The 17,969-nt window shown below is 59.0% G+C and carries 15 protein-coding genes; 2 read left to right on the forward strand and 13 right to left on the reverse strand.

The window, feature by feature from the left end:
• Positions 1-133 precede the first annotated feature (133 nt).
• On the reverse strand, positions 134-973 hold the full coding sequence (gene kdsA / locus AB6803_RS07220; RefSeq protein WP_007693448.1) for a 3-deoxy-8-phosphooctulonate synthase: 840 nt from the start codon (positions 971-973) through the stop codon (positions 134-136).
• Positions 970-1,857 carry a VOC family protein gene (locus tag AB6803_RS07225; RefSeq protein WP_371108230.1) on the reverse strand — a complete coding sequence of 296 codons (888 nt, stop codon included), beginning with the start codon at positions 1,855-1,857 and terminating at the stop codon, positions 970-972. The genes kdsA and AB6803_RS07225 overlap by 4 nt, the downstream gene beginning before the upstream one ends.
• Positions 1,858-2,249: 392 nt before the next feature.
• On the opposite strand from AB6803_RS07225, the gene lexA reads away from it, so the two are divergent.
• On the forward strand, positions 2,250-2,972 hold the full coding sequence (gene lexA / locus AB6803_RS07230) for a transcriptional repressor LexA (protein ID WP_007693442.1): 723 nt from the start codon (positions 2,250-2,252) through the stop codon (positions 2,970-2,972).
• Here the strand turns inward: lexA and AB6803_RS07235 are convergent.
• Complete coding sequence (locus tag AB6803_RS07235) at positions 2,953-5,418, reverse strand: ComEC/Rec2 family competence protein (protein ID WP_371108231.1); 2,466 nt, start codon at positions 5,416-5,418, stop codon at positions 2,953-2,955. The two genes, lexA and AB6803_RS07235, sit on opposite strands and share 20 nt — an antisense overlap.
• A 281-nt stretch (positions 5,419-5,699) precedes the next feature.
• On the opposite strand from AB6803_RS07235, the gene gltA reads away from it, so the two are divergent.
• Entirely contained in the window at positions 5,700-6,989 is a 1,290-nt protein-coding gene (gene gltA, locus AB6803_RS07240) for a citrate synthase (protein WP_371108232.1), read from the forward strand.
• Positions 6,990-7,018: 29 nt separating this feature from the next.
• Here the strand turns inward: gltA and lpxB are convergent, their stop codons facing one another.
• The 10 genes from lpxB to frr all read right to left on the reverse strand — a co-directional run bounded on the left by lpxB (position 7,019) and on the right by frr (position 17,952).
• The gene (lpxB, locus tag AB6803_RS07245) at positions 7,019-8,200 is read right to left on the reverse strand and encodes a lipid-A-disaccharide synthase (protein WP_371108233.1); all 1,182 of its coding nucleotides are present in this window, start codon (positions 8,198-8,200) and stop codon (positions 7,019-7,021) included.
• The gene (locus AB6803_RS07250; RefSeq protein WP_371108234.1) at positions 8,197-9,078 is read right to left on the reverse strand and encodes an LpxI family protein; all 882 of its coding nucleotides are present in this window, start codon (positions 9,076-9,078) and stop codon (positions 8,197-8,199) included. The genes lpxB and AB6803_RS07250 overlap by 4 nt, the downstream gene beginning before the upstream one ends.
• 1 nt (position 9,079) lies before the next feature.
• Complete coding sequence (gene lpxA, locus AB6803_RS07255) at positions 9,080-9,895, reverse strand: acyl-ACP--UDP-N-acetylglucosamine O-acyltransferase (protein WP_371108235.1); 816 nt, start codon at positions 9,893-9,895, stop codon at positions 9,080-9,082.
• Positions 9,892-10,365, reverse strand: coding sequence for a 3-hydroxyacyl-ACP dehydratase FabZ (fabZ, locus tag AB6803_RS07260; RefSeq protein ID WP_007693429.1), 474 nt, complete (start codon positions 10,363-10,365; stop codon positions 9,892-9,894). Before fabZ ends, lpxA begins: the two co-directional genes overlap by 4 nt.
• On the reverse strand, positions 10,358-11,425 hold the full coding sequence (gene lpxD / locus AB6803_RS07265; RefSeq protein WP_371108236.1) for a UDP-3-O-(3-hydroxymyristoyl)glucosamine N-acyltransferase: 1,068 nt from the start codon (positions 11,423-11,425) through the stop codon (positions 10,358-10,360). Before lpxD ends, fabZ begins: the two co-directional genes overlap by 8 nt.
• 50 nt (positions 11,426-11,475) lie before the next feature.
• Positions 11,476-13,809, reverse strand: a complete 2,334-nt coding sequence (gene bamA / locus AB6803_RS07270; RefSeq protein ID WP_371108237.1) for an outer membrane protein assembly factor BamA — start codon at positions 13,807-13,809, stop codon at positions 11,476-11,478.
• A gap of 199 nt (positions 13,810-14,008) precedes the next feature.
• The gene (gene rseP, locus AB6803_RS07275) at positions 14,009-15,682 is read right to left on the reverse strand and encodes an RIP metalloprotease RseP (protein WP_371108238.1); all 1,674 of its coding nucleotides are present in this window, start codon (positions 15,680-15,682) and stop codon (positions 14,009-14,011) included.
• 24 nt (positions 15,683-15,706) lie between these two features.
• Positions 15,707-16,540 (reverse strand): phosphatidate cytidylyltransferase, encoded by an 834-nt coding sequence (locus tag AB6803_RS07280; RefSeq protein WP_371108239.1) that lies wholly within the window; start codon positions 16,538-16,540, stop codon positions 15,707-15,709.
• Positions 16,540-17,286: an isoprenyl transferase gene (locus AB6803_RS07285; protein ID WP_371108240.1), complete on the reverse strand. Its 747-nt coding sequence runs from the start codon at positions 17,284-17,286 to the stop codon at positions 16,540-16,542. The genes AB6803_RS07280 and AB6803_RS07285 overlap by 1 nt, the downstream gene beginning before the upstream one ends.
• 105 nt (positions 17,287-17,391) lie before the next feature.
• Positions 17,392-17,952 (reverse strand): ribosome recycling factor, encoded by a 561-nt coding sequence (gene frr / locus AB6803_RS07290; RefSeq protein ID WP_007693413.1) that lies wholly within the window; start codon positions 17,950-17,952, stop codon positions 17,392-17,394.
• Positions 17,953-17,969 lie beyond the last annotated feature (17 nt).

The following is a 17,969-nucleotide window of genomic DNA, read 5'->3' on the forward strand; positions in this document are numbered from 1 at the left end:
TGGGTTATAAATCGATTGAAATCGTCTTAATCGAAGTCGCGGAAATTACAATGCCGCTCCGCACCTCGATCTGGCGCTCCAACAGGCCGCGTATAGCAAGTTCATGTCAGCCTGTTGAATGCCGCTTAAAGTCTCAAGCCTTGGCGATGGCGTCGAAGGCCAGCAGCTTTTCCAGAAGCTGCGGCATGTCCTTCAAATAGACCATGTTCGGACCATCGGACGGTGCGTTGTCCGGATCTTCATGCGTCTCGACGAAAACGCCGGCAACGCCGACGGCGACGGCTGCGCGTGCCAGCGTCTCGACGAACCGGCGGTCGCCGCCCGTCGAACCGCCCTGCCCGCCCGGCTGCTGCACGGAATGAGTCGCGTCGAAAATCACCGGAGCGCCCATGGCCGCCATGATCGGCAGCGAGCGCATGTCGGAGACCAGCGTGTTGTAGCCGAAGGAGGCGCCACGCTCGCAGAGCATGATGTTCGGGTTACCGCTGTCGTTGAGCTTGGCCAGCACGTTCTTCATGTCCCAGGGCGCCAGGAACTGGCCCTTCTTGACGTTGACGACGCGGCCGGTCTTGGCGGCGGCAACGAGAAGGTCGGTCTGGCGCGACAGGAAGGCCGGGATCTGCAGGATGTCTACCGTCTTGGCAACGACAGCGCACTGCTCCTCGGTGTGAATGTCGGACAAGACCGGAAAGCCATATTCCTTCTTGAGATCAGCAAAGACTTCCATGGCCTTTTCCAGGCCGATGCCGCGCTTGCCGGAGAGCGACGTACGGTTCGCCTTGTCATAGGAAGACTTGTAGACAAGGCCGATGCCGAGCTTGCCGCAGAGCTCCTTCAGAACGCCGGCAACCATGAAGGCATGATCGCGGCTTTCCATCTGGCAGGGGCCGGCAATCAGCGACAGCTTGGCGGTGTTGGAAAACAGAACCTTGGATGCGCCCTCGCCGACGATCACTTCGGAATTGGTGCTCATGCTATCTCCTCGAAGGCGAACAACGCGCCCTGTCCGGGGGCGGGCTTTGCCAGAATACGATTGTTCTTACGCGTGTATGTGACGCCGTTAGCAGCCAAATGCGACGATGTCACGGAAAGATCGCATGTCCTGAAAAGGATTGCGCGCGCCCGAAGGCCAGGATCGCCCGTCGGCAAGGGAAAATCGTAAAAAGCTTCCATGCCTTGCGGGGTCAGGACCTCGATCCTGGCGTTCGCCGTCTCGATCGTCAGCCCGAAGGAATGTTCCGATATCTTTGATCCGTCGGCAACCCGTTCGAAGAAGCCCCGAAACACGGTTGGCTTGGGCGTCGAAACAGCAACGCGCGCAATGCCGGTCACACCATTGGCATGCCGCTCCAGGGCATCACGATCAGCCGGCAAAGGGTTGATGCGCTGGCAGCAGAAGGCCAGGAAATCCGGGGACCGCAGGTCGGCCGCGAAAGCGAGACGGAAACCGGCGATGGTTTCCGAGCCATCCGGCATACGCATCGGCCTCTCGAAATCCAGCATCCGCCCAGCAGACATGGCATTGGCCAGGAACCGCTTGTCATCGGCGACGGCATCCTTCGTGCCGAGAACGATGGCCGAAAACCCTTCCTCACTGACGCGAAAACGATAGGCCTGGTCACGGGCAACGAAAACATTGCCTTCCTCGATGCTCGCTTCGTATTGCTCTTGCGACGCGACGCCTAGGGGCTCCAGATAGGTCTTGTCGGAAAAGAACACGCAGGCATTCTCGGTGCCGAAGGGATGGCGCGCATCGGCGGCGACGGTAAAACCAAGCTTGCCCAGCCGTTCCCGCGCCATGGCAATATTGACCGTCGGCAGTACGAGATGATCCAGCGGATGCGGCGATGAAACCATGGCTTCCCCCTTGATGCATGTCGCAGGTTTGCGCTCTTCCGACGCTCAATTCAAGATGAAAACGCAGCGTTTAAAACCAGGCCGATCGCAAATGGGAGGGCTCATTATCGAATGTGTTGCAACTGCGCGGAAGCCGGGATTGCTCCGGGTTTCAGTGGTTATCGGCTCTCATTTCCGCAGAATCGATCATCGTCGATTTCCGCATATGCTTCATTGATCAGCGCTGAATACTCCGCCGTTCTGCTTACTCGGGACTTGTTATGTTCCCCTTTATTTGATGCGCCGGCAAAACATTCATCGAAAATTAGGGACTTGCGGAACACATATGGAACATATAGTGTCCGTTCTGGATTTGTTTCACGACACCTTCACGATTCTGGGGTTCAAATACGATGTTGACACGCAAGCAGCAGGAACTGCTTCTCTTCATTCACGAACGGATGAAGGAGTCCGGCGTTCCACCTTCTTTCGATGAAATGAAGGATGCGCTGGACCTTGCGTCCAAGTCGGGCATTCATCGTTTGATCACGGCTCTGGAAGAGCGCGGCTTCATCCGCCGACTGCCGAATCGGGCTCGGGCGCTGGAGGTCATCAAGCTGCCGGAAGCCTATAGTCCAAGCCTGCAGCCGCGCCGCGGCTTCTCGCCGAGTGTCATCGAAGGCAGCCTGGGCAAGCCCCAGCCCGTACAGCCGCCGGCCCCCGCCAAGCCGGCAAATGACGAGAACAACAGCGCCGTTTCGGTGCCGGTCATGGGTCGCATCGCTGCCGGTGTTCCAATCTCGGCCATCCAGAACAATACCCACGATATCACTGTCCCCGCCGACATGCTTGGCTCCGGCGAGCATTATGCGCTCGAGGTCAAAGGCGACTCGATGATCGATGCCGGCATCTTCGATGGCGACACCGTCATTATCCGCAACAGCACGACCGCCAATCCCGGCGATATCGTCGTTGCCTTGGTCGACGATGAAGAGGCGACATTGAAGCGCTTCCGCCGCAAAGGTGCCTCGATCGCACTTGAGGCGGCTAACCCTGCCTACGAGACCCGTATTTTCGGACCGGATCGCGTCAAAGTGCAGGGCAAGCTCGTCGGCCTTATCCGCCGCTATCACTGATAGGTGACACGGGCGCGATCGGTGCGCCGAATGTGCCCGTTCGCCAATCATAGGAGCGATGCAAGTTCCACGGCCGCGTTAGAGTATCATACGCGGTCGAGACGATTGGCTTGCCGGCACTGAGATCCATTTCGATAGATCCTGTTCGCCGCAATGTGGCCCCTGTGAACAGCATGGCACCCGAGCGGCAGCGATCGAGCCGCAGCCGGACAGGGGTGACGACGATATTGGCAGTGTCACAGGCGGGAGAGAGATAGGCCGCATCCTCGATGGTGATGAGCATATCGCCATTGTCCAGCATCGCCACGCACCACGCCCGTTTCTGGCAGGCAAAGCCACCCTCCCCCGCTTTATCCAATGCGGCATCCATCGCCTTGCGGACAGCGTTCTCTTCGTCGACAGTCAGGCGGCGGTTCCTGTCCGACTTGCCGATCTTGGGAAGCTGGCTATCGGGTGGAAGCATTGTCGGCGGGCGGAGATCGGTCATCGCCAGTGCCCTTTGCCACTGCTCGAAAATGAAATCAGGCGGCTTTTCGCGATTGGTCGTCAGAGCATCGTCCCGCCGCAAGGCTACCAGCGTGCCATCCTCGGAAATCATTAGATCGGGCTTGTGGGCATCAGGAACAAGCGCCGCAACGACAACCGAGCCAATCATCAGCAACACGCCCGCATGCCGCAACCATGTCTTCAGCAAAGCCATCAATACGAAGCCGGCAATGAATGTCGGGAACAGCCAGACCGGCATGCGGCCGAAAGGAATATTGCCACCCCAGGAGGCGACAGTCTTGGCGATGAGGATGACGATATCCAGCCCCTCGCCAGTGATCTGCCAGAACCATGCATCTAGGCCAAAGGGCATCAGTAGCATCGCGGCCATGCCGAACGGCATGACGATGAAGGAAACGATCGGCATGGCCGCCAGATTGGCGGCAAGGCCATAGGTCGACAGCCGATGAAAATGCTCGATCGAGAAGATCGCCGTCGATGCACCGCCGAGAAAGGAGGTCGACAATACGCCGCCGAAGAAACGCGAGACGAAGAGCAGCGGACGCAATATCCGAAACCGCGAAAGAACGCTCTCCCGATGCCGCCGACGCGTCCAGAGCGAATAGCCGGACACCAAAGCCAGCGTCGCGGCGTAGGACATCTGGAAACTCGGTCCCAACGCTTGCGATGGGGAAAGGACAAGTATGATGATCGCCGATAGTGCGACATTGCGCAGGCTGATGGAGGGCCGGTCGAAAAGCACGGCAACCAGCATGATCGCCATCATGATGAAGGCGCGCTCCGCTGAAACACCGAAACCCGAAATCAGGTAATAGGCAGTGACCGTCAGCAGCGCGCCGATGGCCGCGATCTTCTTCGTCGGCCACGCCTGTGCCACCCCGAAGAACAGGCTGAGGGTATAGCGCAGGCCGACATAGAAGATGCCAGCCGAGAGAGCCATGTTCAGGCCGGAAATGGCGATGATATGGGTCAGACCCGCCGCCCGCAGCGCCTCTGTCGTGTCATCCGATATTGCGCGTCTCTCATCGGTGACAAGCGCTGCCGCAAAGGCACCGGTATCGCCGGGCAGGGTCTTCCTGATCCTGTCACCAATGCTGTTGCGCAAACCCGCAAGCCAGATATCCGCTTTATCGAGAAGAGTTCCATCGCCGATATCGCCGGCAGGTGACATGAGTGCCGGTGTTCCAAAGGCAAAACCATTCGCGCCGATGCCGTTGAAATATGCGCTGAAGGCAAAATCGTTGAGGCCCGGCAGGGCGGGTCCCGCCGGCGGGGTCAGCCGCACCCTGCCCTGGATGCGATCACCGAGTTGGAAGGGCTGCGGCTGTTTGCGCACGAAAATGGTAACCCGCTCCGGTGCCCGGCGGATGCTCGGTTTCTCGGTTGCTTCAAGTGCAACGACATAACGCCAGCGCCCGTTATCGTCCGATTCGCGTCGTTCGATCCGCCCGGTAATCGTGGTCGTCACGGCAGAGTCGAGCATGACGGTCGAGGCTCGCCAGGCCTCGCATTGGGCCAATCCCATGCCGCCGCATGTCAGCATTCCGGCCAGCAGAAGGTGCCGCAGCCAAGGCTCCGCGTGCTGCTTCAGAAAGAAAGCACCCGCCAAGATCAGGAGCGCCGCGAAGACAGCCTGCGGCGGCGGATCGGCGCCGGCTTTAAACCAGAAGATCGCGCCAAGACCGATATAGACCGGCACGAAGAGGAGCGCCCGCCCATGCGCCGCCTCCTCTTCGACCGATTGGTAGATGCCGAGTCTGATCCGGTTCGCGGCCAGATGCAGCCGCGTCACCGATGAGGCCTGATCCTGTGTCCGATCCACCGGCCTGATTTCGGCCGAAACAATAGCGATAGCGGTATCAGAGCCGTTGTCGCGCTCGGCAACCACGGCAAGTTTCAGGCCATCCCTTCGCCGATCCGGTGCCTCTATATTAGGCATGCGCCCCCGCGCCTACGCAAAACCACAGCTATAGCGAGATTTTTGCCGTCACCAGCAGGTGAATTCAACCAAAATCATACGCATGATGGATAAATCGCCTCACTGCCCCTGGAAGCGGGGCAATTTCCTCTACCGCAGTGCCCAAAAGTTGATACCGCAACGCACAAATAGGCGTAAGGATAACTTGGCATTAGGCTCTGGATCATATAGCTAAGCGATAGCCGCTTAACCTTTTGGCGCTTTTTATGGCGTCAACCCCCGCCAAATCTTGGAGGACCAGCATGACGGAACAAAGCGCGAAACTAACTTGGGGCGAAAAGACGGTGGATCTGCCGGTAAAATCCGGAACCATCGGCCCAAGTGTCATTGATATTGGTGCCCTTTATAAGAACACCTCCACTTTCACCTACGATCCTGGCTTCACCTCGACCGCGTCGTGCGAGTCCAGCATCACCTATATTGATGGCGACGAAGGCGTTCTGCTGCATCGCGGTTATCCGATCGAACAGCTTGCCGAACACGGCGATTTCCTCGAAGTCTGCTACCTGCTGCTCTACGGCGAACTGCCGACCGCAGCCCAGAAGAAGGACTTCGACTATCGCGTCGTGCACCACACTATGGTGCATGAGCAGATGTCCCGCTTCTTCACCGGCTTCCGCCGCGATGCGCATCCGATGGCCGTCATGTGCGGCTGCGTCGGCGCTCTCTCAGCCTTCTATCACGACTCGACCGATATCACCGATCCGCATCAGCGCATGGTCGCGAGCCTGCGCATGATCGCCAAGATGCCGACGCTTGCCGCCATGGCCTACAAGTACCATATCGGCCAGCCCTTCGTTTATCCGAAGAACGATCTCGATTATGCGTCGAACTTCCTGCGCATGTGCTTTGCCGTTCCTTGCGAGGAATATGAGGTCAACCCGGTGCTGGCGCGCGCCATGGACCGCATCTTCATCCTGCATGCCGACCATGAGCAGAATGCCTCGACGTCAACGGTTCGCCTCGCTGGTTCCTCCGGCGCCAATCCATTCGCCTGTATCGCCGCTGGCATCGCCTGCCTCTGGGGCCCCGCCCATGGCGGCGCCAATGAAGCTGCGCTGAACATGCTGACGGAAATCGGTTCGGTCGACCGTATTCCGGAATTCATCGCCCGCGCCAAGGACAAGAACGATCCGTTCCGCCTGATGGGCTTCGGCCACCGCGTTTACAAGAACTACGATCCGCGCGCCAAGATCATGCAGAAGACGGCGCACGAGGTTCTCGGCGAACTCGGCATCAAGGACGATCCGTTGCTCGACATCGCGATCGAGCTGGAGCGCATCGCGCTGACCGATGAATATTTCATCGAGAAGAAGCTCTATCCGAATGTCGACTTCTACTCCGGCATCACGCTGAAGGCTCTGGGCTTCCCCACCACCATGTTCACGGTGCTGTTCGCGCTTGCCCGCACCGTCGGCTGGATTGCCCAGTGGAACGAGATGATCGAGGATCCGCAGCAGCGCATCGGCCGTCCGCGCCAGCTTTACACCGGCGAACCGACACGCGAATACGTTCCGGTTTCCAAGCGTTAAGCCAAGCGGCAGAACAACAAAAAACCCGGTCAGAGATGGCCGGGTTTTTTATTGGCTAAAACATCGAGAAGGACCGCCGCCGCCTTCTCGCCGGGCGGCTCTTCCGTCTGCATTCGCTCCCAGACCAGATCGTAGCCCTCCAGCATGGCCGCCCGCTCCAGCGTATCGTTCGACAGGCGTTCCATATGACGCGCCACTTTACCGGCCCGCAGCACATCGTTGAGGAGCTCGGGCACGACGACATAATCCGCAATCAGGTTCGGCAAAGCCGCTGTCCAAACCTTGATGCGGGACATCACAAACCGGGCAAGCCACTCCGTTTTATACGTCGAGAGGACGGGCACGCCGGCAAGTCCCAGCTCCAGGATAACGGTACCGGAGGCGGCAACCGCCGCATCCGCTTCCGCAAAAGCCTTCCATTTGGCCTCCTGGCCGACGAAGATATCCGGCTTGACGCTCCAGTTTTCGACAAGGGAGCGCACCAATGCTTCCTGCCGTGGAACGGTCGGCAGCAGATAGCGAATGCGATCATTTCGCCGGCTAAGTTCCATCACTGACTGCTCGAAAACCGGCATGAGCTTGCGGATTTCCGAGGAGCGCGAGCCGGGAAGCAGCAGGATCGTCTTTTCGCTATCGGGGGGGCTCACGGCTCGGAGCGCACGCTGACGGCGGGTCTCCACCAGGCTCGCATCTACTGTTAGCCGATGTCCGACATAGGTGGTTGCCGGTCCCGCCAACCGCTGCATCGCGGCCGGTTCGAACGGCAGGATGGCCAGGACATGATCGACATAGGCGAGCATCTTCTGCGCACGATATTCCTTCCATGCCCAGACGCTGGGGCAGACGTAATTGACGACCGGCAGGTCAGGCAATGCCGCCCGCACCTTTTTCGCGACACGATGGGTGAAATCCGGGCTGTCGATGATCAGCAGCACATCCGGCTTGGCCGCGATGATGGCATTCGCCGTCTGCCTGATGCGAGCGAGCAGCTTCGGCAGTTGCTTGATCACTTGCGCAAACCCCATGATCGACAGTTCGGAATAATCGAACAGCGATTGTAGGCCCTGCGACTCTAACGCTTCGCCGCCGACACCGATCAACTCCACCGGACCGTCATAACGACGCTTCAGTGCGGCTACGAGATCGCCGCCAAGCAGATCGCCTGAGACTTCGCCAGCAATCACGGCAAGTTTCAATGGCATGCCGCTCACATGAAGCCCTCCGCGCTCAGGCCACGATCGATACCACAGACAAAAAGCCCAGCTTCGTCGGCGGCCGCACTGACTGCTTCACGCTCCAGCACCAGCGCCCTGCCCGCCTCGACCGCAACACCGGCAAGACCGGCCTTCTTGGCGTTCAGTATGGTCGACACGCCAATCGATGGTAGATCGGCGCGTACATCCTGCTGCGGCTTGCAGAGCTTGACCAGCACGCCGCGACGGCGCGTCGATATGCGCCCTTCGACACGCAGACCAGCGACACGCTCGATCATCTTGTCGGTGCCCTCGGCACCCTCCAGCGCCACGACGCGGCCGCCGACGCTGACGGCACCCTGACCGACATCCAGCAGCCCGAGCGCATCGGCAGCTTTCGCGCCCTGGGCGATATCTCTTAGATCCTCTTTGGATGGCGAAAACTTGCCAAGCGGCCCGATAGTTGCCAGCAGATCGGGTGCAATTTCATGCGCGCCGATAACGCGGACATCGCACGCCTCGATCAAACGAATAACCATCTGCAGAACGGCATTATCGCCGCCGGAAAGAAGCGTGCGAATGGTCGAGGGAAGTTCTTTGACCACCCGCCAGGTCGGATGGATCTCTCGCCACGCCGGACGGCGCGCGACACCGCCGGACATGACGACCCGATCGACGCCATAGCGACGGAACATCGCTTCAAGACCGGCAAAATTGCCAACGCCGAGATTGGCATGGTCAAAAGCGGACCAGTTGCGGTCCGCCTCGTTGGTTAGCGCAATAATAACTGGATCTTCGCCGGCTTGACGGGCGGCCTCGGCGACATAGGCGGGCAAAAAGCCACTGCCTGCGATAATCGCCAACCTGCCCTTATTGTCCTGACCGCTCGCGGCCACCTCAGCCCTTACCGCGATTGGGCGAGGACAGTGCGCGATCGCTATCGGCGGCAATGAAATCAAGGATTTCCATCGCTTCCTTGCAATCGGCATATTCGTCGCGGATCGCCGCCGCATTGTCGCGGATCGAACCTTCGCCTTCGAAAATGCTCTTGTAGGCGCGGCGAACCCTGTGGATCACCGAACGCTCGATACCGGCGCGAGTCATGCCGACGATATTCAGGCCCGACAGGACGCCAGGATTGCCGTTCAACATGCCATAAGGAATGACGTCGTAGCTGGCAGCCGAAAGGCCGCCGACGAAGGCCTGACGGCCGATACGGGTGAACTGATGCACCGCGCAGCCGCCGCCAAGAATGGCGCGGTCTTCAACGGTGACATGTCCGGCCAGCATGACGTTGTTCGACATGATGACATGATTGCCAACGCGGCAATCATGGGCGACGTGCGAATTGGCGAGAAAGAGATTGTTGTTGCCGACGATCGTCTTGCCGCCGTAATCGGCCGTGCCGGTATTGATCGTCACGCCTTCACGGATGGTGCAGTTTTCGCCGACATCCAGCGTCGTCTCTTCGCCGCCATGATGCACGCTCTGCGGATCGCCGCCGACGACAGCCATTGGGAAAATCTTCGTACCCTTGCCGATCGTCGTCCGGCCGGTCACGACCGCATGCGTCAGCAGCTGGACAGAGTCATGCAGCACGACCTTCGGACCGACATGGCAGAACGGACCGACGACAACATTCTCGCCGATGACCGCCCCGTCTTCAACGACCGCGAGCTTATGAATGCGCGCGCTTTTTGCAATGCTGCTCATGCCTGATCCGGGTCCTTCCGTACAATCATCGCACCGATATCGGCCTCGGCAACCACCGAACCATCGACCTTGGCGTCGCAGTGGAATTTCCAGATCGTGCCGCGCTGCTTCTGCTTGACGACATGGAACTCCACGCGGTCGCCAGGAACGACCGGCTTGCGGAAGCGGGCATTGTCGATCGTCATGAAGTAGACGAGATTACCGCCAATGCCGTCCTTGCGGGCGCAGATCGCGCCTGCCGTCTGCGCCATGCCTTCAATCAGCAGAACCCCCGGCATGATCGGCGAGCCCGGAAAGTGTCCGGTGAATTGCGGCTCGTTGGCCGTAACGTTCTTGATGCCGATGGCGGAGTTATCGCTATCGATCTCGATGATCCTGTCGACCATGAGGAAAGGATAGCGATGCGGCAACAGCTTCATAATCTCGATGATGTCAGCCGACGACAGCGACGTCTTGGCGTCTTCAGTCATGCTCCGCACTCCCATCCTTCTTCTCTCTGGCTCCGGATCGCTTTGCGACCTCCGCAGCTTCTCTCAGAAAATCCCACAAAGGCCGCGCCGGAATACCCGCGAAGCGCTCGCCCGCCGGGACACTGTTCATGACGCCGCTCATGGCGCCGATCTGAACGCCATCACCGATCTGGATATGACCGTTGATGCCCGTATGGCCGCCTATCTGCACGCCATCGCCGATCACCGCGCTGCCGGCTATGCCGACCTGGCTGACGATAGCGCAATAACGGCCAATCCGGACGTTATGTCCGATCTGCACCTGATTGTCGATCTTGGTGCCTTCACCAATCACGGTATCATCCATGGTGCCACGATCGATCGTCGTGTTGGCGCCAATCTCGACATTATCCTGAATGATGACGCGGCCGATCTGCACGATCTTGATCATGCCGCGCGGGCTTGGCGCATAGCCGAATCCATCCTGACCGATACGTGCGCCGTTGTGGATGATGACGCCGTTGCCGAGATAGGAGCACAGAACGCTTGCGCCGCCGCCGATGGTGCAATTACGCCCGATCTTGACGCCTGGGCCGATAATGGCACCGGCTCCGATGCGGGTTCCCTCGCCGATTTCGGCACCCGGTCCAACGACCGCGCCCGGCTCCACGCCGACATCCGCCTCAAGCTTGGCGGTCGGATCGACGAAAGCGCTTGGCGAAATCACTGTCGGTGTCGATGTCAGCGCAACCGGACGCATGGCTTGCGGATGCAGTAAAGCACCGGCCAGCGCGAAATCCGTATGTGGCTTCTTGGAAAGAAGAACCGGAATGTGTTCCGGGACCAAAGAACTCAAAGTCGGCAAGCAAATGATCGCCGAAGCCCTGCACGTCTCCAGTTCCGCACGATTCTTCCGGGAAAGAATGTAGCAAACGTCGCCATCGCCAGCCCGATAGACCGGCGCGATGGACTTGATGATGACGCCCGCGAAGGCCTCATCAGCAAGTTCCGCCCCAAGATGCTCGGCCAGCGCACGGAGGCTGACACCATCATGGGGCGGGAAAAAACCGATATGTTCCATAAGCACCAGCTCCAGAACGGTGTTAAGCCCGCAGTTCTGGGCTGCCGATATCAGAACTGGTTGGCGATGCCAAACCGGAAATTCTCAACCTTGTCGTAGTCTTCCTTGAGAACCGGTACGGCATAGTCAACACGGATAACACCGAAGGGCGACGACCAGATCAGGCCTGCACCGAGCGAGGCACGGATCGAGCTGTCATTATGCAGGACATCGCCGAACAGATTAGCCTTGTTGCCATAGAGCGTACCCGCATCGGCAAAGGCTGCGAGACGCAGACCGATATCCTGCGGAACACCCGGCATCGGCATGCTTGCCTCAGCCGAGGCCGTGACATAGGTCGTACCACCAAGCGGATCGCCATTCGACGTGCGCGGACCGATGCCGGCATTCTCGAAGCCACGGATTTCACGGCCACCGAGCGTGAACTGGTCGAAGACGTTCAGCTTGCCATCCGTCGGCATGACGTAGCCAGCACCGACCGTCAACGAGCCGATGATATCGGCCTCGTCGCTGATCATCTTATAATAACGCGCCTTGCCGCTCAGCTTGTAGAAGTCGGAGTCGCCGCCCAGGCCCGCATATTCATGCGTGAACTTGGCAATGATACCTTCACGCGGCAGATTCTGGTCGTCCAGCGTGTTGTACGTGAAGGTCTGCGAAACCGTCGACTGAACCCAAGGACCATTCTCGACGAGGTTCAGGTACGGAGCCGACAGATGGTCTTCCCAATCGTTGGTGCCGTCGTAGCTGAGGCGCTTGTAGTTGTAGCGCAGGGTCGTCGCGAAGTTCTCGGTGATCGGCGCGGTCACGCGCAGCGAGAAGCCTTCTTCCGAATAGTCGTAGTAATCGTCGCTCGACGTCTGGTTCTTGAAGATGTCGAAACCAGCAGCCAGACGATAACCGAGGAAATAGGGCTCGGTGAACGAGATGTTGTAGGTACGGTTGCCATCCGTGCCGGCGCCGGCAGCAATACGGATGTACTGGCCACGACCGAGGAAGTTCTTTTCTTCAACCGAAGCTTCGAGCAGCAGACCACCATTGTTACCGACGGCGTAACCAGCACCGATACCGAACGAGCCGGTCGGCTGATCTTCGACGTTGACGACAACGACGACGCGGTCCGGAGCGCTGCCCGGTGCCGTGCTGATGTCAACCTTCGTGAAGTAACCCAGCGCATCAAGACGACGCTTGGCACGGGAAATCATTTCCTGATTGAACGCATCGCCTTCGTTGATGTCGAACTCGCGACGGATAACGTAGTCGCGCGTGCGGGTGTTACCGCGGATTTCGATACGCTCGACATAAGCGCGCTCGCCCTGGTCGACCAGATATTCGATACCGATCGTGTGACCGCTCAGGTCACGGTTACCGCGCGGCGTGATGCGGGCAAACGGATAGCCGGCCGAAGCGACGCGCTTGGAAATGTTTTCGATCGAGGTCTGGATATCCTTGGCGCTGTAGACATTACCCTTCTGAGTAATGACCAGGCTCTTCAGGTCCTCGGCATTGACGCCATCAACCGTCGAAACAACGTTGATGTCACCATAGGTATAGCGCGGACCTTCATCGACGTTGAAATTCAGCGTGTATTCGTTGGTCTGCTCGTTCAGCGTCGCATCGGCGCTGACGATGCGGAAGTCCGCATAACCGTGATTGTAGTAGAACTGACGCAGCGCATCCTGGTCCGCCTGCTGGCGATCGGCGCTGTAGACGTCCTTACGGGTCAGGAACGACATGAAGTTCGTCTTCTTGGTGCTGATCACCGAAGCGAGACGACCACTGTTGTAGGCCTGGTTGCCGGAGAAGTTGATCTTGTCGATCTTGGTACGATCGCCTTCGTTGATGACGAAAGCAACGTTGATGCGGCCCTGGGCAACCGGAACGGTCTGCGTCGTCACCTGGACTTCATTACGACCGATCGCCGCGTAGGCGTCCTTGATCGTCTTGATGTCGGCCTGCACCTGGGTTTCGCTATAGGGACCAGCAGCATGAGTCTGTACGATACCCTGCAGCTTGTCGTCCTTGATCTTGCGATTGCCGTTGAAAACCACGGCGTTGATCAGCTGGTTTTCCTTGACGGAAATGACCAGCGTGCCGCCGGAAACGGTCACGTGCACATCGGAGAAATATCCGGTGGCATAGAGCTGCTTCACCGAGTTATCGATATCACCGGGCGAGAAGCTCTTGCCAGGCTTGATCGTGATGTTGTCGCGAACAGCATCGACACCAACGCGCTCAGCCCCCCTGACATCGATCCGCTGTATGACAGCGGCTTCTGCGACCGAAGCAGAAGCAAGGGTGACAACACCAGCGCCCGACGCAACAACACCAGCAGATAGCGCTACCGCCGACACTGCGTTCAAAAATCTTGAACCAGCCTTCATTTTCACTTCTTACCTTTTTTCAGTCGTCCCCAGCCCCGGGAAGAACCCGATTCCGGCCACGTGTGTCGTTTTACCCGCTTTTGACATACAAGCAAGGGAGCAAGTTAATTTCTGTTTACTTCATTTCAAAGCGTGGCTCATTGGCCACTACAGCTTTGAAACATCGTAAATAAATCCTTATTCCTCTCTAGCTCCCCCATCAGCCTATCCTGGAGCTGATGTCGTTCCATGTCGCAAATACCATGAGTGACAGCACCATCGCGAAACCAATCCGGAAAGCGATGTCCTGCGCTCGGGCACCCAGCGGTTTTCCCCTTACAGCTTCAATCGCATAGAACATCAGATGGCCGCCATCAAGTACCGGGACCGGCATCAAATTTAATAAACCAATTGAAACAGAAAGTATGGCGGCGAATTGGAGTACCGCGGAGAAGCCCAGAGTAGCCATCTGGCCGGAGAGTTGCGCCACGCGAATCGGGCCGCCGAGCTGGTCCGCCTTCATGTAGCCGCCGATGACATTGCCGAGATATTCGAAGGTGCCGGAGATAATGCTGCCGGTCTGCTTGATACCTTCGCTTAGCGCCTGGAATGGCCCGTATGCCTCATAACGCAGCTTGATCGGCTTCTGGCCGTCGGTGATTCCGATGCTGCCGATCTCCGACTCGTTGCCGAAGGCATCGGGTTCCGCCGTCATCTTCGGCGTGACCTTAACGTCACCCGTCACACCGTCATGCTCGACCGACAAGACCACCGTCTTGTCCGCACGCGTGGCGACATAACGCTGGACTTCGCCGATGGAACCAATCGCGCGCCCATCCACAGAAAGAATGCGATCGCCGAGCGCAATGCCCGCTCCGGCGGCCGGGCTATCCTCCGAAATGGTGGCGACGAGTGGATCGACCGGCGAGATGCCGATGCTGCCGATGTCCTTCTTGTTCCCGGAAGAATCAATCTGCGGCAACGCTGCCGGCACCATCGGAAGATCGCGGGTCTGGCCGTTGCGTTCGACAGTCAGGACCACGCTCTTGCCGGGGCGATCACCGATATAGCGAACGATATCATAATAGGTCCCAACATTGTTGCCGTCGACGGCAACCAGGCGGTCGCCAGGCTGCACGCCCGCCTGAGCCGCCGGTCCGCGCGGCTCTACCGCCGTCACCACAGGATCGACGAGCGCAATACCGATGCGGCCCATCTCCATCTTATTGCCAAACTGATCGGTATCTTCCGCAAGCTTCGGCACGATGTTGAAATCGCGCTTCTGGCCGTCGCGCTCGACGCTCAGCACGATACTACGGCCGGGACGCATGCCGACATAGCGCTGCACTTCATCGAAGGTGGCAATCTTGTTGCCATCGATCGCGACAAGACGGTCGCCGCGCTCGATCCCCGCCTCGGCGGCGGCACCGCCGCGCGTGACCATGGCGACAACCGGATCCGCGACCGTGCGGCCGTAGACGCTGAAGAGCACGGCAAAGATCGCGATGGCAAGAATGAAATTGGCGATCGGGCCGGCAGCGACAGTCGCGGCCCGCTTCCAGAGCTTTGCGCCAGCAAATGATTGGGCGCGCTCCTCCTCGGTCATGGCCGAGAGCTGATCGACATCGGTCTTGCTCGAGGCATCCTCGTCGCCGAAGAATCGGACATAGCCGCCGAGTGGAATGAGCGACAGCTTCCAGCGTGTACCATGACGGTCGGTGAAACCGGCGATCTCCGGGCCAAAGCCGACCGAGAAGGCCATGATGCGGATGTCGGACCAGCGGCCGACGAGATAGTGACCCATTTCGTGCACGAAAACGAGCAGCGACAGGACGAAAACAAACGTGATGACGTTGTTCGTCAAGAATCCGATGATGCCTGCCACGCTACCCATGCATTGATCCTGTTCGCGTTGATTTCATACACCGAGCAGGACACTGCCCAATGACATGGTCTCGCCGCTCATTGTCAGCGATATCACGATAGCCAACATGAACGCCGCAAAACAAGCAAAAATTAGTCCATCGACCCGATCCATGACACCGCCATGGCCGGGAATCAGATGGCTGGAGTCCTTGACGCCGAAGCGGCGTTTCATGAAAGACTCGAATAAATCGCCGATTTGGCTGCAAATCGACAGGATCAGGGCGAACACTGGAATCCATAAACCATCCGCGGAGAAATAGCTCCAGACGACCGCCGTTCCGGCAATCACGGCGGCGACGGCGCCGCCGATGGCACCCGACCATGTCTTGCCGGGCGATATCCGCGGCGCAAGCTTTGGTCCGCCAATGGCGCGGCCGACGAAATAGGCAAAAATATCCGTCGCCCACACGGTCGCGAAGATGAACAGCATCAGCACGAAACCGCGCAGGTCGTCGTCGCGGATCTCCGCAAGGGCGATGGCGGTCAATCCGGCATAGAATATTCCGCCGGGTAGCCACCAGCTTTTGCCGCGCATGGCGACCATGATTGCCGTCACCACAACGAAAGCAAACAGCACCTCGACGGAATAGACCGATTCTTCCGTCAGCGTCGCGCCGGCAATCAGCACCAGGCCCAGCCAGCCAAGCGCGTTGCCTTGCGGATCACGACCATGCAGATCGGCTATTGTCGACCATTCGTAATAGACGAGCAGGCCGATCACCGCTGCCAGCAGGCGGAAGCTCAGCCCACCGTACCAGGTGGCGACGAGAACGATTGCGGCAAGAATGATGCCGGAGACAATGCGCAGCCTGAGTTCGCGACTCATTAAGACCCCACGGCGGCCGCCTGTTTGGCGGAGAGGCCACCAAAGCGCCGGTCGCGCGCGGCATATTTTTCCAGCGCGGAGAAGAAGAGGTCCCGGCTGAAGTCCGGCCAGTATTCCGGCATGAACATGAATTCCGAATAGGCAGCCTGCCAGAGCAGGAAGTTCGACAGCCGCTCTTCGCCGCTGGTGCGGATGATGAGGTCCGGATCGGGAATTCCGGCCGTGTCCAAACGGGCGCCGACCAGTTCAGGGCTGATATCCTGCGGGCGCAGCCGCCCGGCCTCGACGTCCCTTGCGAGGCTGACGAGGGCGCGGGAAATCTCATCGCGAGAACCGTAGTTGAAGGCGATGACCAACGTCAGGGCGGTGTTGTCCTTTGTGGTCTCTTCCGCCTCGATCAACAATGGCAGGATGTCACCACGCAGATTGTTGCGGTCGCCGATCACCCGGATGCGGACGTTCTGGCGATGCAGCTCGGCAAGATCTCGTCGAATGAAGGCCTTCAGCAGACCGAGGAGATCGCTCACCTCCGTCTCCGGACGACGCCAGTTCTCCGACGAAAAGGCAAAGAGGGTCAGATATTTTACGCCGATGTCGCCGGCCGCCCGTACGGTTTCGCGCACCGCCTCCACGCCCTTACGATGGCCCATGGTTCGCGGCAGGCCGCGTGCATTGGCCCAACGCCCGTTGCCATCCATGATGATGGCAACGTGTTCGGGTACGGCAGAGAAGGTCGGAAGTGACATATGGGTCCAGTTTTGTTCGGCGGGAAAGGTTCTGGCCTCTTAATCTAGCGCACCCTCGCCGCTTTCAATATCTCGTGATCGAAAGCGCGATGCCCTAGCGTGAAATCAGACCTGCATGATTTCCTTTTCCTTGTCGACTAGCAAGCGGTCGATGTCCGAAATCGTCTCGTCGGTCATCTTCTGCACACGCTCTGACAAGGAGCGGCCCTCATCCTGACCGATGTCACCGTCCTTTTCGGCCTTTTTGAGACCGTCCATGCCGTCGCGGCGAACATGGCGAATCGCCACCTTCGCCTTCTCGGCATATTCGTGGGCGACCTTGACCAGCGAGCGGCGGCGCTCCTCGTTGAGTTCCGGCAGCGGGATACGCAGGTTCTGCCCGTCGATGATCGGATTGAGACCCAGGTTGGATTCGCGGATCCCACGCTCAACGGCGCCGACCATCGACTTGTCCCAGACCGAGACTGACAGCATGCGCGGCTCGGGAACGGTGATGTTTGCCACCTGGTTCAGCGGCATGCGCGAACCGTAGGCTTCAATCGTCACCGGGTCGAGAATGTTGGCGGACGCACGCCCGGTGCGCAGCGAAGCGATATCGCTCTTGAATGCCGCAATGGCGCCATCCATGCGGCGCTTCAATTCCTTGAGGTCAGTGCCTTCACTCATGTTTATACTCCCGTGTA

The sequence above is a fragment of the Rhizobium sp. RCC_161_2 genome, assembly GCF_041355235.1.
Classification (GTDB): Bacteria; Pseudomonadota; Alphaproteobacteria; order Rhizobiales; family Rhizobiaceae; genus Rhizobium.